Source organism: Larkinella fluvii, assembly GCF_051857545.1.
Classification (GTDB): Bacteria; Bacteroidota; Bacteroidia; order Cytophagales; family Spirosomataceae; genus Larkinella.
The window spans coordinates 67,890-88,449 of sequence record NZ_JBPZHB010000006.1; the positions used below are offsets into that span (position 1 = coordinate 67,890).

General features: G+C 54.5%; 17 protein-coding genes. 6 read left to right on the forward strand and 11 right to left on the reverse strand.

What is annotated here, in order from left to right; translation table 11 throughout:
• Positions 1-25: 25 nt before the first annotated feature.
• The 4 genes from ACS5NO_RS16515 to ACS5NO_RS16530 all read left to right on the forward strand — a co-directional run bounded on the left by ACS5NO_RS16515 (position 26) and on the right by ACS5NO_RS16530 (position 5,445).
• Positions 26-1,873, forward strand: coding sequence for a glycoside hydrolase family protein (locus ACS5NO_RS16515; RefSeq protein ID WP_439416196.1), 1,848 nt, complete (start codon positions 26-28; stop codon positions 1,871-1,873).
• A 383-nt stretch (positions 1,874-2,256) separates the two neighbouring features.
• A complete protein-coding gene (locus ACS5NO_RS16520; protein WP_439416197.1) occupies positions 2,257-3,513 on the forward strand; it encodes a mandelate racemase/muconate lactonizing enzyme family protein in 1,257 nt (418 codons plus the stop codon).
• Positions 3,514-3,517: 4 nt separating this feature from the next.
• A complete protein-coding gene (locus ACS5NO_RS16525; RefSeq protein WP_439416198.1) occupies positions 3,518-4,531 on the forward strand; it encodes a D-2-hydroxyacid dehydrogenase in 1,014 nt (337 codons plus the stop codon).
• A 224-nt stretch (positions 4,532-4,755) separates the two neighbouring features.
• Positions 4,756-5,445: a GDSL-type esterase/lipase family protein gene (locus tag ACS5NO_RS16530; protein ID WP_439416199.1), complete on the forward strand. Its 690-nt coding sequence runs from the start codon at positions 4,756-4,758 to the stop codon at positions 5,443-5,445.
• Here ACS5NO_RS16530 and ACS5NO_RS16535 read toward each other — a convergent pair.
• From ACS5NO_RS16535 to ACS5NO_RS16585, 11 genes are all read right to left on the reverse strand, one after another.
• On the reverse strand, positions 5,442-6,218 hold the full coding sequence (locus ACS5NO_RS16535) for an SDR family oxidoreductase (RefSeq protein WP_439416200.1): 777 nt from the start codon (positions 6,216-6,218) through the stop codon (positions 5,442-5,444). The two genes, ACS5NO_RS16530 and ACS5NO_RS16535, sit on opposite strands and share 4 nt — an antisense overlap.
• A gap of 14 nt (positions 6,219-6,232) precedes the next feature.
• Positions 6,233-7,189, reverse strand: a complete 957-nt coding sequence (locus ACS5NO_RS16540) for an aldo/keto reductase (RefSeq protein ID WP_439416201.1) — start codon at positions 7,187-7,189, stop codon at positions 6,233-6,235.
• A complete protein-coding gene (locus tag ACS5NO_RS16545) occupies positions 7,189-7,995 on the reverse strand; it encodes an HpcH/HpaI aldolase family protein (protein WP_439416202.1) in 807 nt (268 codons plus the stop codon). The genes ACS5NO_RS16540 and ACS5NO_RS16545 overlap by 1 nt, the downstream gene beginning before the upstream one ends.
• A gap of 24 nt (positions 7,996-8,019) precedes the next feature.
• The gene (locus tag ACS5NO_RS16550; protein WP_439416203.1) at positions 8,020-8,976 is read right to left on the reverse strand and encodes an NHL repeat-containing protein; all 957 of its coding nucleotides are present in this window, start codon (positions 8,974-8,976) and stop codon (positions 8,020-8,022) included.
• 1 nt (position 8,977) lies between these two features.
• Positions 8,978-9,727: a phytanoyl-CoA dioxygenase family protein gene (locus tag ACS5NO_RS16555; protein ID WP_439416204.1), complete on the reverse strand. Its 750-nt coding sequence runs from the start codon at positions 9,725-9,727 to the stop codon at positions 8,978-8,980.
• A gap of 74 nt (positions 9,728-9,801) precedes the next feature.
• Entirely contained in the window at positions 9,802-11,229 is a 1,428-nt protein-coding gene (locus ACS5NO_RS16560; RefSeq protein ID WP_439416205.1) for a neutral/alkaline non-lysosomal ceramidase N-terminal domain-containing protein, read from the reverse strand.
• Positions 11,230-11,311: 82 nt separating this feature from the next.
• Positions 11,312-12,394 carry a dipeptidase gene (locus ACS5NO_RS16565; protein ID WP_439416206.1) on the reverse strand — a complete coding sequence of 361 codons (1,083 nt, stop codon included), beginning with the start codon at positions 12,392-12,394 and terminating at the stop codon, positions 11,312-11,314.
• Positions 12,391-13,356 carry a 3-hydroxyacyl-CoA dehydrogenase family protein gene (locus ACS5NO_RS16570; protein ID WP_439416207.1) on the reverse strand — a complete coding sequence of 322 codons (966 nt, stop codon included), beginning with the start codon at positions 13,354-13,356 and terminating at the stop codon, positions 12,391-12,393. The genes ACS5NO_RS16565 and ACS5NO_RS16570 overlap by 4 nt, the downstream gene beginning before the upstream one ends.
• Before the next feature lie 58 nt (positions 13,357-13,414).
• Positions 13,415-14,725, reverse strand: coding sequence for an aspartate aminotransferase family protein (locus tag ACS5NO_RS16575; protein ID WP_439416208.1), 1,311 nt, complete (start codon positions 14,723-14,725; stop codon positions 13,415-13,417).
• Positions 14,726-14,734: 9 nt separating this feature from the next.
• On the reverse strand, positions 14,735-15,712 hold the full coding sequence (locus ACS5NO_RS16580) for a 3-hydroxyacyl-CoA dehydrogenase family protein (RefSeq protein ID WP_439416209.1): 978 nt from the start codon (positions 15,710-15,712) through the stop codon (positions 14,735-14,737).
• Between the two features lie 15 nt (positions 15,713-15,727).
• Positions 15,728-16,117 (reverse strand): RidA family protein, encoded by a 390-nt coding sequence (locus ACS5NO_RS16585; protein ID WP_439416210.1) that lies wholly within the window; start codon positions 16,115-16,117, stop codon positions 15,728-15,730.
• Positions 16,118-16,317: 200 nt separating this feature from the next.
• Here ACS5NO_RS16585 and ACS5NO_RS16590 point away from each other — a divergent pair, with 200 nt between their 5' ends.
• Both ACS5NO_RS16590 and ACS5NO_RS16595 read left to right on the forward strand, forming a co-directional pair.
• The gene (locus ACS5NO_RS16590) at positions 16,318-17,187 is read left to right on the forward strand and encodes an AraC family transcriptional regulator (RefSeq protein WP_439416211.1); all 870 of its coding nucleotides are present in this window, start codon (positions 16,318-16,320) and stop codon (positions 17,185-17,187) included.
• Positions 17,188-17,331: 144 nt separating this feature from the next.
• Positions 17,332-20,553, forward strand: coding sequence for a SusC/RagA family TonB-linked outer membrane protein (locus ACS5NO_RS16595; protein ID WP_439416212.1), 3,222 nt, complete (start codon positions 17,332-17,334; stop codon positions 20,551-20,553).
• Positions 20,554-20,560: the final 7 nt, after the last annotated feature.

Here is a 20,560-nt window from a genome sequence, read left to right on the forward strand (position 1 = left end):
CCCCACTTTCCCTTAACGAGTTGTCATGAGATCTGAAAAAATGAAAACCCGGCGAGACTTTCTGCGGACGGGCTTGATCAGTGCCACGGCCGTTCCGGTCTTGCCAAATTTGCTGGAAGGTTCATCGGATAACGAGCCGGTGTCGTTCAACGGTGAGCCGCGGACGACACCGCCCAAAAAACCGGCTTTGGACAAACACCGCAACCTGTTCAACGGTGATACCTGCGTGTATTTTTACAATCCGGAGTTGTGGCAACCCGAAGACTATTCGCTGAAAACCGTTGCCAATCCGCGCACCGGCAAGATGGGGACCAAACCCGTAGCGGTGGGCGGGCCATTCAAAGCCAAAGCGATTCACCGTTACGTGGATGTATTGGCCGACAACGGCATCGACACCTTCGTGATTAACGCCAATGCCAACCGGGCCTGGTATCCCAGCAAAAAAATCCCCAGCATTCTCGATGGCTATAAGCGTGGTGACCGCGACTATTTCCGGGGTCACGCCGTCTGTCAGGGTATCACGGAACCCGAAGCGGTGGAAGAATTTCTCGACAACTTCTCGCGTTTCATGAACCGCTACCAGGATTTGATCGACGCGGGTGTGGACTGGCTGGCCGAAACCTCGAAAGCGTGCCGACGCCGGAAAATCTCGCCCTGGGTCAGCATCCGGATGAACGACATGCACGGCAGCCGCAACGTGGAAGGCAGTTTTTTCAATCTGCCGCTCTTCAAAAAGGAAGAAATGCGGCTGAAACATGCTTCGTACGGGTTGCAGAACGCGCAGGACCGGATCGGTTTGAATTACGAAAAACCGGAAGTGCGCGCCCTGATGTTCGAGCAGATTCGGGAAGTGGTGGAAGATTACGATTATGAAGGCCTGGAACTCGACTGGTGGCGGCAACCGCTCTGCTGCGAACCCGGTGCCTCGCCCGAAACCATTGCCATGATGAACGACTGGTTCCGCCAGATTCGCGCGCTCACGCAGCGTCAGGCGAAGAAAACCGGAAAACCGTATCCATTCGGGATGCGCATTCCGGGGGCACTGGACCAACTGAAAGCCATTGGCGTGGATGTGGTCACGCTGTGTCAGGACGGAACCCTTGATTTCGTCATTCCGGCGGGTTTCTGGGCCACCACCTGGGACATGCCGCACGATGAATTCCGAAAACGCCTGGGCGACCGTGTAACTATTTACGGTTCCGTAGACGATGGTGCCAATAGCTTACAGACGCAAAATGAATCGGGAACTGTCAAAGAGCGGATGCGGTACATCAGCGCCAGTCCGGAAATTGTGCGGGCCAATGCGGCCGGAAAACTGGCGATGGGTGCGCAGGGCATCGAATGGTTCAACTTTTACTGCACCGATCAACCGCTAATTCCGGGCATTCGGGCCGATTACACGGCCTTGCGCGACATTGACAAGCTCAATTTTTTACGGGGAAAACCGAAACACTACTGTTTCAGCACCGCCGGGGCGTTTTTCAATCCAACCCCGTTTGAGCTTCCTGCCCAGTTACCCGCCAGCATCGGCCCTTTTGCACAACGTCCGTTCCAACTGGCGATGTGCGCCGAACCCGCCGACCAGAATCTGGAACTAGTGGTGCAGTTAGTGCTGAAAGCCGGCGAAAAACCGATGTATATGCCGGTTTCGATCAACGGCTGCTGGCCGAATCTCAAGAACGAATCGACCGACAAACTGCTCCGCCCCTGCGGCTCGCTGACGCATTTGACCAGCGATCATGTGGGCTACACGTACCGGTTTCCGGTTTCGCTCATCACCGACGGCTGGAACAAAATTGTCGTTGAAAACCAAAGCAAAGAACCCATTACGGTGGCCGCCCTTGAAATCGTCGTTCAATCGAAAGCGGTTTAAAGTTACCCCCAACCGAAGCGTCGGCCCGCACCCTAAAGGCTAGTATTGCAGGGAATTATATGTAATGAAAATGATTGGTAAAAAGTAACTCCGGAGGTGTTCACGGTTAATAGGAATACACTAATCGCAGTTCGTCCAGCCCCGGCAGGGGCGTCCTAAATTGTGACTTTGATTGAGGACGCCCCTGCCGGGGCTGGAACAACGCGTTGGTACATTTGACTATTAACAGAAGACCCCTCTGGGGTAAATTTGCAAGATCCCTGCAAGAGTAACCCTGAAGGGGCTAAAAGTACTCGGATTGTTAAAAGCCGCCTTTAGTGGCCGACCCGACGCTTTGGGGTAACTGATTAAGCGGTTTCTTAAAGAAGTCACCGAAGCAACTCATGAAAATTACCAACGTCGAAACCATCCTGCTGACGGGTCCCTGCACGAACGACCCGTATCTTTCCGAAGCGCGTCAACTGCGCAGTGCGGCTTTTATTCGCATCGAAACCGACGCCGGGCTGACCGGTTTGGGCGAAACCTACGCCGGGTATTTTTTCCCGGAAGGCGTTCCCGCTATCGTGGAGTTTTTCAAACCGATTTTGATCGGCAATACCGTCGATGACATTCCGGCATTGTGGCAACGCATGTACCAGTGCGGCAATTTCTGGTGCCGCGTCGGCCTGGGCGCCATCGTGCTGGCCGGAATCGAAGCCGCTTTGTGGGATTTGAAAGGAAAATTGATGGGCGTTCCGGTTTACAAACTACTGGGCGAAGCCTGGAAAGGCAGTTTTCCACAAACCGCAGAAAACCCATTTGCCGCCCCGGATTACCTTCCCTGCTACGCAACGGGTGGCCCGAGTAATTATCCCCTGGAAAAACTGGGCGACAAAGTGGACTTTTACCAATCGCTGGGGTTTCGGGGGGTTAAAATCGGAGCCGGAGCGTATTGGAAAGCGGGCGGTTTTCAAATTTCCATTGACCCCACGGAAGCGGCTGAGCTGGAAGCGACGAAAGCCGCGTATGTCCGTCAGCAATTTGGCAACGACCTCTGGCTCTTGTTCGACGCCCACATGGGCAACAGCCCGACGCTGACCTGGGGACTCGAAACCGCCACGGCGGTCGCGCGGGCGCTGGAACCGTATGCGCTTTTCTGCCTGGAAGAACCGCTACACTACACCCGGCCCGATCTCTACGCCGAACTGCGCCGGAACACCCAAACGATCATTGCTGGGGGCGAGTGCCTGACGGCGGTTTGCGAATGGCAGACGTTCATCGAGCAGGACAGCTTCGGAATCGGGCAGCCGGATGCCTCTTTTACCGCCGGTCTGGATCAGTTTATGCTGGTCGCGTCCAGTCTGGCGCAACGCGGACAGAAAATTGCACCCCATGCCTGGGGTGCGGGCGGTTCGCAAATGCAGAATATCCATTGCGGTTTTGCCTGCCCGAACACGGTGATTCTGGAAGTCGCCCCGGCCTACGGCCCGCTGCACAGCGAAGTCATCGGCGACAGTCTGCAACTGAAAAACGGTTACGTAGTGCGTCCCGAAAAACCGGGTTTGGGCATTGAACTAAGTGAAGCGACGATTCGCCGGTTCCCGTTTATTCCCGGCAGCGGTGAATTTAACAGCGTTCCCGGCAAAATTCTGACGACCTGAAACCATGCTGAATGTCTTGATTGATATGCCGGTTTACGAACCGGTCCTCCGTTCGCTGCGGCAACTACCGGGCGTTTCGGTCGCCGTTGTGGAGACGCCGGAGGAAAAAGTAAGGCCGTTGCCGACCGATCAGATTCAGGATTGCGATGTCCTGTTCTGCACGTTTCTCCCCGAAAACCACGAAGCGATGACGCGGCTGAAGCTGGTGCAGATCAGTTCGGCGGGGTATAGCCAGTTGTTTCGCAAAAACCTCGTGGAACGGGGCGTCCGGGCCTGCAACTCCCTCGGCGTTTTCGATGTGCCGATTGCGGAATGGAACATCGCCATGATGATCAATCTGGCGCGCGACCTGCGCGGTCTGGTTCGGAATCAGGAGGGCCAGATCTGGGATCGGTCGGCCCGGTTTCAGAACGAAATTCGCGGCTCGGTGGTCGGCATCTGGGGCTACGGCGGCATTGGCCGCGAAACCGCCCGGCTGGCCAAAGCGCTGGGCATGACGGTTCATGTGCTGGTTCGGCAGCCGATTCAGCCGCGGGATGCGGTTTACAACGTCCCCGGCACCGGTGATCCCGAAAGCAACCTGCCCGACCGCGTTTTTTACAGTTCCGAAAAAGAAGCGTTTTTACAAAGTCTGGATTTTCTGGTGATGGCGATTCCGCAAACGGGAACCACCACGGGCATCATGGGCGAATCCGAGCTACGGCTGCTGAAACCCACGGCGTATTTGCTGAACCCGGCGCGGGGTCCTTTGATTCAGGAAGCCGCCTTGATCAAGGCGCTGGCGGAGGGCTGGATTGCGGGGGCGGCTCTCGACACGCATTATCACTACCCGATGCCGCCGGAGCATCCGCTCTGGCATTTCCCGAACGTCATCCTGACGCCCCACATTTCGGGTTCCAGCCTGAGCCCCCGGTTTCTGGAGCGAGTCTCGTCGATTTTTCTGCAAAATGTCGAGCGGTTTCAACAGGGCGAACCCTTATTGAACGAGTTGACGGTTTCACAACTGGCGGGGAATTGACCGAATTCGTACAATTGGAATCCCAGCCCACGGTTTTAACCGTGGGGAAACGAGGAAATGCCATTGGTTTATGAAACCGTTTTAACGGTTTTAGAGCCCCGAAACCGTTAAAACGGTTTGTATAAACGCCATTCTTCTCCAAACCCACGGTTGAAACCGTGGGCTGTTAATCAATGCAATGACTGGCCGCGTAGCAGACTCCTATTGGTAGAATAGATATGATTATGATAAAAACCGCAGCGTTCATCGCACTATTGTTGGTTGGAAATTGGACGGTTTTTGCCCAGGAAATCAACTGGGACAGCACCGTTCGGCCCGATATTTACAAGGCTAGGGTCGATCTGTTCCGATCCCTGCCGCATTCGCGCAAAGACGTGGTTTTTCTGGGTAACAGCCTGACCTTCTGGGCCGACTGGAGCGATTTACTGGGCGATACGCGGTACAAAAACCGGGGCATTCCGGGCGACATCACCTTCGGGGTGCTGGAACGGCTCGACGAAGTGATTCAGGGAAAACCGGCGAAGGTTTTTATCCTGATCGGCATCAACGATCTGGCGCGAAACATCCCCGACGCCGTCATTCTGCAAAACTACCGGCGGATGGCCCGACGGTTGAAAACCGGTACGCCGACCACCCGGATTTATTTCCAGACGCTGCTGCCCACCAACGATTCATTCCAGAAACTCAGGAGCCACTACAACAAAGAAGGCCACATTCAAACACTGAATGCGGCCCTGAAAGAAATGGCCCGAACGGAAGGCTTCGAAGTCATCGACCTCCACCCGCACTTTGTGGACGAATCCGGGAAGCTGAAAAAAGAATATTCCTGGGACGGCGTTCACCTGACGCTGGCGGGTTACCATCGGTGGGCCGAGGTACTGAGCAAGGGCAAGTACGTGAAGTGGCGGCATTAAGCATTCAAACCGCCATCCATCAGAATGTTTTCACCATTGATGTAGGCCCCCGCCTGGGAAGCCAGCAGCACGATCAGCCCCTTGATGTCGTCCTGGTTCGCCATGCGTCGCAGGGGGACTTTTTTGGTGTAATTCTCCAGAAACCGTTCCGGCTGGTGGTTGAACAAACCACCCGGACTGACGCAGTTGACGCGTACGTTTTTCCCCGCCAGAATCTGGGCCATGTATTTTGTCAGGTTGAGTAAACCCGCATTGTGAAAGAAATAATCGGGGGGCGGATTACCCATCGTCGTACCTTCGTAATTGGATAAATCCGGGCCGAACATGCCCATCATCGAGCCAATGTTGATGATGCTGCCACCACCCGCCTGCACAATCAGGTCGGCCATTTCGCGCAGAATGTCCATCGAACCGGTGGCATTGACCCGCATCGATTCCGCAAAATCCGAGAGGGGCGCATCGTAGCCCTTCATGGGTCGCGAAACCGCATTGTTGACGAACACATCCAGCTTGCCGAACTGCAAACGGATTTGGGTTTTCAGGTTTTGAACCGAATCCGGATCACCCTGATTGACCGGCAGGGCAAACACGTCCAGCCCACGAGCCTGAAACTGGTTGGCGACTTCCTGCCCGGCGGCCAGATTTCGGGAAGCCGTGATCACCGTCGAGCCAGCTTCCGCCAGCCCTTCCACGATGCACTTTCCGTAGTTGCCCGCGCCACCCGTTACCAGACTCACTTTGCCGGTTAAATTGAATAAATCGTTGATATGCATGAGGTTGTTCGCAGTTAGTTTAACCAGCCCATCCGGTCCCAGTGGGGCAGGTTGAGAAAAGTAGGGTCGGGATAGGAAAGATCTTTCGCCCGGGCCAGGGTTTCAGCATCCAAGTGAGGACCGTTCACGGCCGCCAGCGACTGGTGCAGATAAGCCGGTTTGTCGATGCCCACCAACAGAGAAGACACTTCCGGGAAGGTGGCTACGAACCGAACCGCCAGTGTGGACAAATCCGGAAAACCGGTAGCCACCAGGTCATCAAACCGGCGGAGGTGGTTTTCGACATCCGCCAGGGCCGGGTGCAGTTGCTGGCCTTTGCTGGTCAGTAATCCTTTCATCAAAACCGAACGAACAACGATGCCGACGCCCTTTTCCGCAGCAAGTGCAAACGCCTGCGCCTGTCGCTGGTCCATCATGTTGAACGGCAGTTGAATAACATCCCACACCCCGGTTTCGATGGCTTTCTGCGTTTCTTCAACCGCATACGTCGAGACGCCCGTACTCCGAATGGTGCCCTCTGCTCTTAAATCGGCAAAAATTTGAGGGATTTCGTCATTCTCCAAAATGCCCAGATCGGCCTGGTGGAGCATGAAAATGTCGACATAATCCGTCTGCAAAGCCGTCAGGCTCTCCATTAGAGAGGTTTTAATGAGCTTTTTCAGGGCAAAACCGGTCGGAAGTTCGCCGTTGCCATCGCGCAACTGGCGGCATTTGGTCCCAATTACGACCTGTTCGCGCCGGTCCCGAAAAGCCTTGCCCATGATGGTTTCACTCGCGCCATACAGGCGGGCGGTATCGAAAAAATTGACACCCGATTCCGTGGCTTCGTGCAGCAATCGGATCGATTCGTCTTCCGAGAGCATATCAGCTTCGCTTTTGACGCCAATGCCGTAGGGCAGTCCGATTTCAACCCCACCGAAAGCCAGTTCTGAAACCGCAATGCCGGTTTTTCCCAGTTCCCTTTTTCTCATTATTTATAGCCACCCTGAGCCGATTGAGCCGGTGTTGTTTCTTTGTTGAAGCGATTGATCAGACCGTGACAATAGTTACTGACGCCCACGACATCGGCACCCACGCTGACGAACTTGTAGCCCATCGCGACGAACTCTTCCAGCCGGTCGATAGGCCCGGTGGTGGCCGCAAATTTGCCGTGTTTGACGCACACTTCGGCGACGCGTTTGCGGGCTGCTACCAGTCGGGGGTGGTTCCATTCGCCGGGCGCACCGATGGCCTGGCTGAAATCGCCGGGGCCGAAAAAGAGCATGTCCACGCCATCGAGGGCGGCAATTTCCTCCAGTTCGTCGAGCGGTTCGGGGTCTTCGATCTGAAGCGCGACAAACCGCTGCTGGTTGGCCTGCCGGAGGTATGCGTGGAAATCCAGGTTGGTGTAAGCCCCGTCTGCATTGCCGCCGTCGATGGCCCGCAGACCCAGGGGATGAAACCGGGTCATCTGAACCACTTTCTTCGCGTCTTCCAGGCCCATGCAGTGCGGCACCAGAATGCCGGTGGCGTCCAGTTCCAGCGGTTTGACGTAATCGCTGTAGCTGCCGCGCGGCACCCGAACCATGATGTCGGCATCCTGCGATTTGGTCGCCCAGATGTGCGAACTCACCACCGACCAATCCTGTCCCTGGTGTTCGCGGTCGATCCAGATGCAGTCAAAACCGGTTAAGGCCACCAGTTCGGACGCTTGACCATCGCCAAAATTCACTTTAAAACAACTGACCACTTCGCCAGCTCGTAACTTCTTCAATACCCGGCTTTCGCGCATTTTCATGGTAAAATCTGTTTTTCCGTTTCGTTATACCCGCTTTAACTGCATGGGATACACGTTATTGGCATTCCACTGGCAAACGTACACGTTCTCGTCCGCGTCGATGCAAACGTCGTGCGGATGGACAAAAACCGGGCGGTGTTGCGCTTGCGTTTGTAAGATACCGTTTTCGTAGATCGGTGCGGTGCCGCCCGGCGTCGAGATTACCCGATCATTTTCATCCAGAATCGTGATGTAGCCCGAGCCAATAGCCCGGTTGGTGGTCGACCGAAAGACAGCCGCAAAAACATACTGATCGTGTAGAACCGGTCGGCAGACAAACGAACCCGGCAGCGGAATCGTACTGACATACTGCCCATCCAGCGTAAAACGCTTGAGCACATTATGGTTCCGGGAGGTAATCAGCAGGCTCGGCTCACCCGGTTTTCGGGTGTCAAGCGCAATCCCGTGTACGCAGTCAAACTGCCCATTTTCATCACCCCGCCCACCCCAGTGCCGGATGTAGTCGCCCTGGCTGGTGTACTGAATGACGTATTGCAGCCCGTAGCCGTCGGTTACATACAGATCACCGGTCGGACCAACGGCGGTTTGGGTCGGCAGAAACTGGTCGACGGAGGTGTAGGCACTGATCTCTTTGGGATAATCCAGCGTCATCACAACCTGACCCGTTAGCGTCGTTTTAATCACCTGATGTCGATCAATGTCCGTAATCAACAGAAATTCTTCACCGTTTTCATTAACTAACGTCAACCCGTGGCCGCCCGGATAGTCCGTTCCCCACGAATCCAGCAGCTTTCCTGACCGGTCATAGAGCAGGATGTTGTTGCGGGTTTCATTGGTCAGCATCAAAATCCGGCCTTTGGCGTCGATCACCATTTCGTGGCAATCCTTCACCGGATGCATCGCCGGATTCAGCTTGCCCCAGTCCGGGAAAACCTGATACCGATGTGTGCCGTGACCAATAAGCGTGTCTGGATCGATCATCTCAGAGGGTTTCAGCGTGCAATTTCTTCTGGTAAGCCGCTTTCGCTTCGGCATCTTCCTTCGCCGATTCGGCCCAGTAAATCAGGCCGATGGCTTTGCGCGTGCGGTTTTCGGTGCGGTTGGCTTCCGCCCAGTGAATCGTCATCGAATGGTGAATCAACAAATCACCCGGTTTGGCGGGAAAAGCGACGGCTTGGGCCTGATCGTCTTCGGTCCAGAAATCCGTGATGCCCTGCGAAAACCCAAGCGTCTGGGTCCGGCCGTGCGGTCGAATGCCGTTTCGGTGCGAACCGGTCACGTACCGAACGCAACCGTTTTCGGCATCGACATCCTCCAGCGCCAGCCACATCGTCACCGCTTCGGTCGGTTTCAGCATGAAATAATAATTGTCCTGGTGAGGGGGCGTCGGTTTGCCGATTTTGGGCGGTTTATTGAAATATTCAAGGGTTTTAGGAATAGCCACATCGTCCAGCAAAAACTCGGCAATTTGCTTGAATTTGCTGTTATTCAGCATCACATCGAAATAGGCATTGTACTTCTGCATATCGATGAGCTGCTTCAAGGTCGCCGGATCGTTCTTGTCTTCGTAGAAGACGAGTTCTCTGGGCATTGCGGGGACTTCTCCGCTGATAAAATTTTTAACCTGCTCATTGAGTTCACCCACTTCGGCGGGGGATAAAAAACCGGGTAGAAAAACGTATCCGTCCCGGCGAAAGGCTTCTTTCAGGTCTTGCGCGTTTCCTGTTTCCATGCGAATTGAACCGTTAGTTGATCGTTATTATCTAGTATTGCCCCTAAATCCCCTAAAGGGGACTTGGACGAAGATTAATCCGGATGCTGAAAGTCCCCTTTAGGGGATTTAGGGGCAGAAAGCGAAAGTTCTGCGTTAAATTCTAAATCCTTTTTATCCAGCAAGTCCACCAGTTTAGTTCGAATGCGTTCCTCAGCGCTTAGTTCCAGAAAACTGGTCCGGCACCGCCAGGTTTCGTAACCGCCCCGCTGAATTTCATGCGCGGGTGGCACGTAGCCCACGTAGCCATTGGCCATGGTGATGGTGAAATAAGGGCTGCCCGACCGGTTTTGTTTGAGCCGCAAACCGGTTTCGGCAAAAAACTCTCCACCCAACGCCCCAATCTGCCCGGTACCGATTTGGATGGCCTGTACCGGAAACAGAATCGTGTCCGGATAATCTTTCAGCAACACCTGCTCGCGGGCGTAAATCCGGTGCAACGCATCGGCATCGACCTGTTGAATGGCTTCATACTGCGACACCGCCACCACACTCCGGGCGGTTTCCAGTTCGTCTGCCGACGGCTTGCGAACGCCCGTCGGAACCTCGGCATAGTGAGCAAAAAGGTCTGGATTCGTCTGCCAGTCAACGGTTTGCAACGCTTTGCCAACCCGGGCGGCAATGTCCTTTCCAATCAGATTACTTTTGGCAAAATGCTCTTTCGGATAGCGGTCGGGGTCCAGAAAATCCCAGATGTTGGCTTCTCCACTCGTGCCGTTGCTCATCATGCCGACAAACGCCGAACCCGCTCCCAGTTGACGGCGCAGTTCATCGGAAAATACCCCGAAATAATCAGCGGTGATCGTGCCGTTTTCCCAATCGCCGACGTAATGCAGCGAGTAATTTGCCAGGACGCTGATCCATTGGTCGTCCAGTCCTTTCACGGCCAGAAAACCAACTTGCGGATCGACGGGAACCACGCGCCGGTCGATCTGCTGCTCATCGCCGAACGGATTAGTTTTCACGCCATCGAGTCCGCCGGTGACGGGATTGCGGGCGGCATAGCCTTCCTTCATGAAAAACCGGCGGCAAACCACGTGTTCCGGCACTTCCACCGCGCCGAATCCGGCTTGGGCCGGCCGAAGCTGCTGCGTCGCTTCCACGACGGCTTCTACAATGAAACCGGGTAATTTTTGCCGGTAGGGCAAATCGGCCGCTCCCAGCAGCAGACTGGCCACGGAGCCAGCCGCATGGGTATGCGTACTGGCAATCAATATATTCTGTGGGGCAATGCCGGTCTGGTTCTGGATGAGTTGTTTGACCTCGTCCAGCAAATCTTTCGGCATGGCGCAGATGTCGACCATCACCAGGGCCACCGGTGTGTTGTTCTGTTGCAGTACCAACGCCTTGGCGTACAAGGGGTCGTGGATATAGCGGGCGTAATGGGTGATAAAATCGCCGTTGATCAATGTTCCCAACGGCGGGGTAATGTCCACCTGAGCCGCACCGGCCTGAAAGTTCATAAGGTTCGTTCGGTTTGCCCCAACCCCCTGAAGGGGACTTAGCTCTGCCATTTTTAAGCCCCCTTCAGGGGGTTGGGGGTATTTATTTCCAGGCTTTGCGTAAAAACCGCAGCCAGTTTCCGTGAAAAATATTGTCGATATCGGCGGCTTGGTAGCCCCTACGGGCCAGAATGTCCTCGTATTTCCGCAAATCGGCAATCGAGTTCATATCCCAGGGCGACTGCTCGGTTCCGAAAATACCGTCCAGATCACTTCCAATCGCCACGTGATGACTGTTGCCGGCGATCTGACAGATGTGATCCCAGTGATCGACGAGGTTTTCGAGCCGGATGTCCAGTTGCCAGGGGTCCGACACCGTATCGATAAACCGGATGTCCATCGCCCAGCAGTCCAGCATCCCGCCAATCACGGCGTCCCGTTCAATGAGTTGTTTGATCTGCTCATCCGTCAGTTGGCGCTGGTTCGGAACAATCTTCCGCACGTTGTGGTGACTGGCCCAAACCGGTCCCTGATAGCGATCCATCACCTGCCGGAATCCCTCGTCGGTCAGGTGGGTGACGTCCAGAATCAGGTTGAGCTGGTCCATTTCGGCCAGTAATTCCAGCCCCGACGGCGTCAGCGGCCCTTCCATTTTGGTGCCCGGCGCGTAGCGGCCCGGCCCGAAATGCGACAGGCCCATCGCCCGCAACCCGTAGTCATAGGCCCGGTGCAAATACGAAATATCCACCAGCGAATCCGCGCCTTCCAGACTCAGAATATACCCAATTGGTTTTTCTTCGTCCGGTTGTTCGGTGTTGTCCCACAACGCCAGATGGGTTTCCAGTTCCGTCCGATTGGTGATCTGAACCATCTCGCCGAGGGCTTCCATTTCGCGGTACCAGACCAGTTGTGCCTGCGTCATGGCCCAGGCTTGCTGTGGGGAGTGCCAGCCGGGCAGCGAACTTCCCAAAGGCGTCACCCGCGACAATTGCGTGGCCACCACCAGACCAATACCGCCTTTCCGGAGTTCGGGCAAACAGACGGTGCCTTTGCCGCGGTCGGGTTTGTCCTTCATGCCCATTTCGCGCTGCCGGATTTCGACCAGCGGGCGCGACAGATCCCGGTTCCATTCCAGGGCGTTCATCGCCAGGTCGAGGTGGGCATCAAAAATCAGGCGCTTCGTCATACCACTAGGGTCTGTTTGCCCACCCGTTGCGGGGTTTCGGCGTAATTGAACGGGTATTTGCTGATCAACTCCTGAATCTGGAGGCTAAATTCCCGAAACGATTCGTCCCATTGTTCCACCTCCCCGGCTTCGTACGCGTAGAGTCCTTTTTCGGTACTCATGCCCAAACCGCCGTTCTCCACGATTTCGGTAAAAAACCGGGGGACGTGACGGGCTTTCGACAATTCGGGAAACAGATCCTGCATGACGACGCCGTAAATGAACGTTCCCATGAGGTCCATATACCGGAAATTGCCCGAAAAGGGCAAATAATAGCCCGGATCATTCCGGCAGGCGCGGTCGACATCCTCGACGGAAACGTAGCCGTTTTCCACCAGATAAAACGCTTCCCGAATCATGGCACACAGCATCCGGGTTCGAATACCGGTGTCATTCTGAACCACATAGGGGTCTTTTTGCCAGAATAATTTCGCCGTAGTATAAAAGTCGTCGACCCGCTTGGTGTCGCTTTTTTCGTTGGTGATGATTTCCAGAAAATACGTCGTATCGGCGGGTTCGGTCCAGTTGACGCCGATGATCCGTTCGGGATGGCGGGCGTCCTGCTGGAGACTGCTGAGCGGAATGCTTTCCGTATTGATGGCAATCAGTGCCTGGGGCGAAAGAACCGCTTCCAGTTGACGGATCAGGGCTTTTTTCTGAGCCTCATGCTCATCCGTTCCGGCAATGACCAGATTGACCGGCAACGGACTATCCAGGTGCCGTATCGCCTTTACCTGTCGGTCCGAGGCATCGATTTCCACCAGGGTTGGCGAAACCGGGCCACAGTCGGTCGTGTCAACCGGGCGGGTGGTATATACCGTCACCGGGTGGCCGGCCTGGCGCAAACAGGCGATGATCCCCGTTGTCCGTTTGCCCCAGCCCGTCACCAGGATTTCTTCTTTTTCAGGTGATGTGTTACCCATAATTCGTTGGTGTTAAAACGCTGGAAGTAAGCGCAGCAGCTCTCTTTTGTTCGAATTGCTACCAGCCCAGTTCCTCACTTCCCAGCACTTCCCGGGCCGTTTTGATGGCGTGATCAATATCTTCTTCGGTATGGGCCGCACTGATATACCACAGGCCCCGGCCAATAACCCGGACGCCCCGATCGTGCATACCCGCAATGAATTTAGCGAGTTTAACCCGGTTATACCCCAGCGTACCCCGGTAATCGGTTGCGGTTGGCTGGTCGGTAAAACCGGCATGGAACATCGGTCCGAGTCCCTGCACACGCAGATTCTGGCCCGTTTCGGCTGCGGCCTGTTCCAGGCCCGTCATCAGTTTTTGACCAAACCGGTATAAGCGTTCGTACGGCTGGTCTCTTTCCAGCACCTGAATCGTGGCCAAAGCGGCCGCAATGGTCGGGTTGCTGGCGTTCATCGTGCCCGCGTGGATCACTTTCGCGTCCTCGATCAACTGCATCCACGCACGTTTGCCGACAATCGCACTGATCGGATACCCACTGGCGATGGCTTTGGCAAAAATGGACAGATCGGGCGTGATACCGAAATAATCCTGGGCGCCTTTGAGCGAAACCCGAAAACCGGTAATGACTTCATCGAAAATCAGCGCCATTCCGTACTGATCGCAGAGGTCGCGGAGACCTTGCAGAAAACCCTCCTGCGGCAGAATGCAGCCGTTGTTGCACATAATCGGCTCGGTGATGATGGCGGCCAGTTCGTGGTGGTGTTCAGCGACGGTTTTTTGAACCAGTTCCAGATCGTTCCAGGGCAGGATAATGAATTCATCCCGGGAATTTGGGGCCAGACCGGCGCTCCAGGGATACACGTTCGGGGCTTCCCGGTCGCCCAGGGCTTCTACCGAAGGCGTCGACAGCCCCCAGGCGACGTTGTCGAGCCAGCCGTGGTAATGCCCTTCGAAACGCAGAAATTTGGTTTTGCCGGTTTTGGCGCGGGCTACCCGAAAGGCGGTTTGCACGGCTTCGGAACCGTCCAGGCAAAACCGCATGAGGTCGGCGGACGGAATCAGGTCGGCCAGTTTTTCGGCCAGTTCAATTTCTTTGTGGTGCTGGCCGGCAAAAAGCTGGCCCTGTTCGGAATAGTCGTGGATGGCCTGCAACACTTCCGGGTGCGAATGCCCGAGCAGCAGCGGCCCCTGGCTCAGCGTAAAATCCAGGTATTCATTGCCGTCTACGTCGTAGATCCGGCTTCCTTTTCCGTGCGTATAAAAAATGGCGTGGGGATGATTGTACTTGCGGAACTCGGACGAAACGCCCCCGGCCAGCACTTTTTTTGCCCGTTCGAGCAAGGCGGCCGATTCGGTGTAGTGTGTCATTACGTTGGTTTAACCGATTCGTTGGTCGGTCCGGAACGGATACCGGGCGGCCAATTGATAAATGTCTTTATTAAAAACCGCAAAGGCTTTGTCCCACTCCTTCGCTTCTTCTTCGGTATAGTCATACAGGCCCTGGGCGCTCTGCGTCCCCCGCAACTGCCGGTCCACGAGGTGCTGCATCAGCTTCGGAACCGCTTCGGAATTGCTCAGTTGGGGGAAAATGCGCCGGAAGATTTCAGGGTAATCCTGCAAACCGGTGTAGTCCATCCGCCGGAAAATGCCCATCATTGTAATCCAGGAACCGGCATCGTAGCGAAACGCCTTGTCGACATCGTCGAGGCTGGCGGCCCCGGTTTCCACCAGGTGCAGTCCTTCGCGGTAAATGGCATACATCAGGCGGTTGGTCACAAAGCCGCGAATGTCTTTCCGCAGCAACGTGGGCTCTTTTTTCCAGTGGTGGGCCAGTCGAAACACCCAGTCGGCGAGGTCCACCGAGGTATGGGTGCCGCAGGTGATTTCCATAAACCGGGTCATGTAGGCCGGTTCGGCCCAGTGAACGCCCATAAACCGCTCCGGATTGGGCACATACTGTTGCAGCATGCTGATCGGAATGGCCGATGTATTGCTGGCCAGCACTGCGTCGGTGCTCACCACGGCGGCTATTTTTTCGTAAACGGATTGTTTAATCGGTATTTTTTCGGTGACGCACTCCAGCACCAGCCGGCAATCGTGCAGTTCGCCATAATCCGCCGAAAGGGTCAGCAGGGCGACGGTTTTTTCCAGCGGCTGCGTGAGCAGTTCGGCTTCTTCGCCGTGTTGCAGTTGGCTGTTAATGCGCTGGAGGGCGTCGGCCAGTTCATTGGGCAGGGGGGCGATGGCTTTGACCGGATGACCAGCCATCAACAGGGCGGCCACGATACTGCTGCCCATCAACCCAAGCCCCACAACGCCTACGCTGATCTCACTCGTTTGTATAGTCTCATCCATTCGCCGAACAGGTTTTCAGGCCGGGAGTTTAACAATGCAATCAATTTCTACTTTCAACCCCTCAGCCAACACCGATTGCACGGTGGTTCGGGCCGGTTTGATTCCCGGAAAATACTGGGCATATACCGTATTGTAGCGGTCGAACTCGGCGATGTCGGCCAGGTGAACGGTGCATTTGACCACATCCGCCAGCGTGGCGCCCGCCGATTCCACAATCGTTTTAATATTCTGTAAGGTTCGGTGGGTTTCGTCTTCGATGGTTCCCAGCAAAAATTGAGACGTCTTGAAATCCACGGCCGCCTGACCGCTGACAAATAGAAAGCCGCCGGCAATCACCCCGTCTGAATAGGCTCCGGTCGCAAAGGCAGGGTCACGGTCAGGGTGAATCACTTTTGTTTTACTCATGCGTGAAAAAGCAGATAGAAAGGTTGTATTCACCAGGGCCGCATGGTCGACCCTGTACGTATCAACAAAAGTAGTTGTGAGAGTTTGCTATTTCTGTTACTTTTATCCATATTTCTGATACTATTCTTCATAAGTTTCTGACGAATTCAACATTTATACTATACTTACTGACCGGTTTTACTTTATACGTCCGATTCGCCATGAAAACTATCGAATTTCGGTTACCACAGGAATACGACAAATCTTTTATTGTGTTTCAGGAGATTGGCCAATTTTTCCCCTGTCCGTGGCACTACCATCCCGAGTACGAACTGGTGCTGGTGCTAAAAAGTACGGGTCGCCGGATGGTGGGCGATCATATCGGGTATTTCGACGCGGGCGATCTGGTGTTTATGGGGCCTTCGCTGCCCCACGTCTGGGTGAACGATCCCGAATTTTTCAAGGGAGAAGCCGGCTACCAGGCCGACGCCATCGTCGTTCAGTTTGTTGATTCTTTTCTGGGCAAAACGTTCATGGAAATTCCGGAAATGGAAGCCTTCCGGAGTTTCCTGATGCGGTCGAACCGGGGGATGGTGATCAAGGGCGATACCCGGGAAAAGATCGCCGACACGATGACCCGGATGCTGACGATGAACGGTTTACAGCGATTATCAGCGCTGTTGTCTATTTTTGACCTTCTTGCTCAAACCACTGATTATGAGTTACTGGCCAGCCCCGGTTATGTCCAGAATACCCACCTTAAATCCTCCGATCATCTGCGAAAAATCAACCAGTATATTATGCAGAACTTCCAGGAAGAAATCTCGCTGCCCGAAATTGCGAGCGTTGCCAACATGGCCCTGACGACCTTCTGCTGTTTTTTCAAAGAACACTACCGCGTCTCCTTCGTCGAATACCTGAATACCGTCCGGATTGGGTACGCCTGTAAACTGATTTCCGAAAAAGATTTGAACATTGTCGAAGCTGCCGGTGAAAGCGGTTTCAACAACCTGGCGAACTTCAACCGGCAATTCAAAAAAATCAAGAACATGACACCCAGTGAGTACCGAAAGACGCTGAATCTCGTCTAATCTTGTTTTCTTCCGAAAAAAAGTACCTTTCCGACTTTTCCGAAAAATAGTATTACAAATACAGATAAAAGTAGCAGGATGCGATAGAACCGAAACTTAATTTTGCTATCGTCAAATTTGGTATGACTTTCTATCTAAGATACTATGGAAAAGAAAACTTTACCTGCTCTTTCTTTCGGAAAGCGCTATTTTTTGTTGGTTACGCTGCTCTTCAGTAGCCTCGCTGTTTTCGCCCAACAAGCGCGCTCGGTCAAAGGTAAAATTACCGATGAACGGAATGAAGGTTTACCCGGTGTCAGCATCGTTGTGAAAGGAACAACCAGCGGTGCAACCACGGACGCCAGCGGCCAGTACACCATCAACGTGCCCAGCGACCAGTCGGTCCTGGTCTTCAGCTTTCTGGGGTATGAGTCGCAGGAGGTCATGGTGGGAAACCAGGCCCTCCTGGACATCACCCTGAAAGGGGACAGTAAAACGCTGAACGAAGTCGTGGTGGTCGGTTACGGAAGCCAGTCGCGCGAAGTGCTGACGACCTCCGTTTCCAAGCTGGACACCAAAGTGCTGGAGAACACGCCGTATGCCAACGCGGCTTCAGCCCTGCAGGGAAACATACCGGGCGTCCGGGTGCAGGCTCCTGCCAACGGTGGGCAGCCGGGCGCAGCGCCCCGGATCATTGTTCGCGGGGGAACTTCCATCAACAATCCCAATGGCGCGGCTCCGCTTTACATCATCGACGGCATCATTCGGACCAACATGAATGACATCAACCCCGATGATATTGAATCATTGCAAGTATTAAAAGATGCCGCTTCGACGGCTATTTACGGCGCCAGAGGGTCAAATGGCGTCGTGATCATTACCACCAAAACCGGGAAAAGCGGCAAAACGAAAGTAACCTATTCCTACGACCTGGTTTTCTCCAAACCGGGTAAAATGTATGAAATGGCGAACGCCCGCGACTACATTTACCTGCAACGACTCGGGGCGGTTCGCTCGGCGAAAAAAGACCCGACGGCTACGCGCCAATTGACGCTGGCGACGGGAGCCGGAACTGGTAACGACCTGACCAACAATACGATTTACACGACCCAGTATCTGTCGGACGCCAACAAGCACAAGCTGAACGAAGGCTGGGAAAGTATGCCGGACCCGCTAGATTCCTCCAAAACCATCATCTTTCAGAATACGGACTTCCAGAAACTGATTTATCAGGACGGTGTTTCGCACAACCATTATGTGTCGCTGACGGGCGGTACCGAAAAAGCGACCTTCAACGCCGGTGTCGGGTATCTGAACAACCAAGGGACGGTTATTACGACCAAATACGACCGGTTGACGTTTAACCTGAACGGTGAACTCAAAGTGCGGGACAACCTGACGTTCTTCGGGCGGACGATGTTTACCCGATCGAGCAACAACGAGGTCTATAACATTTCGCAAATCTTCTACCGCTCAGCCGCCAACGTACCCACCTCGAAGCTGTATTATGAAGACGGAACGCTGGCACCCGGCGCCAACCGGGGCAACGGAAATGCCGCCTACTTTCTGAACAAAGACAAACGGGGCAACTCTATCGAAAACATGACGCTGTCGGTTGGTGGTCGCTGGGATATTTTGCCGGGTCTTTCGTTCGAGCCGCAGCTTTCGATGTATAAATTAGCCACGGATGGCTATTCGTTCCTGCCATCGTATTACAACGGAACCACGGCGGTAACGACCCGGGCAGCCTCAGCGAACTATACAAAACTGACTCAATATCAGGCAGATGCGGTTTTATCGTACGATAAAACGTTTGCGTCTTCCCATAATCTATCGATAAAAGGCGGTTTTTCCTACTTTGGACGGAACAGTTACGCTATGTCGGCCAGCGGCCAGGGTGCGGCTACGGACCTGATTCCGACGCTGAATGCGGCTACCACGCCGGTTTCGGTGGGTGGTTCGGTCAGTGACCAGGTAATTCTGGGTTATTTTGGCCGGGTTAACTACGACTACAAACAGAAATACCTGTTCTCGCTGAATGCCCGCTACGACGGTGCTTCCAACCTGGGAGCCAACCACAAATGGGGCTTCTTCCCGGGCGTTTCGGTCGGCTGGAACCTGCACCATGAAGAGTTCTGGAATGCGTTGCCCGCCGATTTGGTTCAGCTAAAACTACGCGGAAGCTATGGGGTCAACGGGAACATCAGCGGTCTTTCCGATTTCCAGTCGCAGGGAGAATACGGTGTTGGTGCCCGCTATCTGGGCGTTTCAGCCGTGCAGAATACCGTTATTCCGAACCCGTCGCTGAAATGGGAGCAGTCCAAAACCTTTAACGTGGGGGCCGACCTCGGTTTGTTCAAAAGCCGGGTGAACGTGATTGTCGATGTGTACCGGCGTGTGACCGACAATCTGCTGACCAGCCTGACGCTGCCGCCATCGACCGGTTTTTCCAGCATCTTTACGAACCTCGCCAGCCTGGAAAACAAAGGGATCGAACTCGAACTCAGCGCGCAGATTCTGTCACCTTCTTCCCCACTGCAATGGCAGATTGGCCTGAATGCCGCCAAAACAACCCACAAAATTCTGAAGCTGCCCTTCAACGGAACCGCAAACAATCGAATCGGTGGGTACAACGTGTATGACCCCGCCACCGCATCGTACGTTTGGGGTGGTGGCTTGCGCGAAGGCGGACGGATTGGCGACCACTATGCCTGGAACCAGATTGGCGTGTATGCCACAGACGAAGCCGCCAAGTCGGCACCGGTGGATCAGATGATTACCTACGCCGATAAAACCAAATACGGTGGCGACGCCATCTTCCAGGATGTGGATGGCAATAACATCATCGACGAAAGGGACCGCGTCTACATGGGTAATCCGTTCCCGGTCTGGACGGGCGGTATTTCCAACACCCTGTCGTACAAGAACTTTAATTTTGTCGTTCGACTGGACTATGCAACCGGCCACACCATTTACAATTACGCCCGGGCGTTCATGGACGGTCAGTGGGCCGGGGTGAGCATGACGAAGGAGATGGTCGAAAAATCCTGGAAAAAACAAGGGGATGTCGCCAGCATGGTACAGTATCAGCCGGGTATTGGAAACTACAGCAACTGGCGCGGAACGGCCTGGCACGAGTTAACGACCAATTCCACCTATTACGAAAAAGGCGACTACCTGTGTATCCGGGAAGTTACGCTCAGCTACAGTGTACCGTCAGCGGTTTTGCAGAAATTTAAAATCAGCAACCTCCGCTTCAACCTGACCGGCAACAACCTGCATTATTTTACGGCCTACGAAGGACTGAATCCGGAAGATGGCGACCGGGACAACGGACGGTATCCGATTCCGAAAAACATCGCTTTTGGCGCTTCTCTTACCTTCTAATCACGCA

Bases quoted from the DNA above. Each gene is read 5' to 3' on its own strand.
- ACS5NO_RS16595 (WP_439416212.1), top strand. From the start codon at position 17,332: ATGGAAAAGAAAACTTTACCTGCTCTTTCTTTCGGAAAGCGCTATTTT.
- ACS5NO_RS16575 (WP_439416208.1), bottom strand. From the start codon at position 14,725: ATGACACACTACACCGAATCGGCCGCCTTGCTCGAACGGGCAAAAAAA.
- ACS5NO_RS16550 (WP_439416203.1), bottom strand. From the start codon at position 8,976: ATGATCGATCCAGACACGCTTATTGGTCACGGCACACATCGGTATCAG.
- ACS5NO_RS16535 (WP_439416200.1), bottom strand. From the start codon at position 6,218: ATGCATATCAACGATTTATTCAATTTAACCGGCAAAGTGAGTCTGGTA.
- ACS5NO_RS16530 (WP_439416199.1), top strand. From the start codon at position 4,756: ATGATAAAAACCGCAGCGTTCATCGCACTATTGTTGGTTGGAAATTGG.
- ACS5NO_RS16520 (WP_439416197.1), top strand. From the start codon at position 2,257: ATGAAAATTACCAACGTCGAAACCATCCTGCTGACGGGTCCCTGCACG.
- ACS5NO_RS16555 (WP_439416204.1), bottom strand. From the start codon at position 9,727: ATGGAAACAGGAAACGCGCAAGACCTGAAAGAAGCCTTTCGCCGGGAC.
- ACS5NO_RS16515 (WP_439416196.1), top strand. From the start codon at position 26: ATGAGATCTGAAAAAATGAAAACCCGGCGAGACTTTCTGCGGACGGGC.
- ACS5NO_RS16540 (WP_439416201.1), bottom strand. From the start codon at position 7,189: ATGAGAAAAAGGGAACTGGGAAAAACCGGCATTGCGGTTTCAGAACTG.
- ACS5NO_RS16565 (WP_439416206.1), bottom strand. From the start codon at position 12,394: ATGACGAAGCGCCTGATTTTTGATGCCCACCTCGACCTGGCGATGAAC.
- ACS5NO_RS16585 (WP_439416210.1), bottom strand. From the start codon at position 16,117: ATGAGTAAAACAAAAGTGATTCACCCTGACCGTGACCCTGCCTTTGCG.
- ACS5NO_RS16560 (WP_439416205.1), bottom strand. From the start codon at position 11,229: ATGAACTTTCAGGCCGGTGCGGCTCAGGTGGACATTACCCCGCCGTTG.
- ACS5NO_RS16545 (WP_439416202.1), bottom strand. From the start codon at position 7,995: ATGAAAATGCGCGAAAGCCGGGTATTGAAGAAGTTACGAGCTGGCGAA.
- ACS5NO_RS16590 (WP_439416211.1), top strand. From the start codon at position 16,318: ATGAAAACTATCGAATTTCGGTTACCACAGGAATACGACAAATCTTTT.
- ACS5NO_RS16570 (WP_439416207.1), bottom strand. From the start codon at position 13,356: ATGGGTAACACATCACCTGAAAAAGAAGAAATCCTGGTGACGGGCTGG.
- ACS5NO_RS16525 (WP_439416198.1), top strand. From the start codon at position 3,518: ATGCTGAATGTCTTGATTGATATGCCGGTTTACGAACCGGTCCTCCGT.
- ACS5NO_RS16580 (WP_439416209.1), bottom strand. From the start codon at position 15,712: ATGGATGAGACTATACAAACGAGTGAGATCAGCGTAGGCGTTGTGGGG.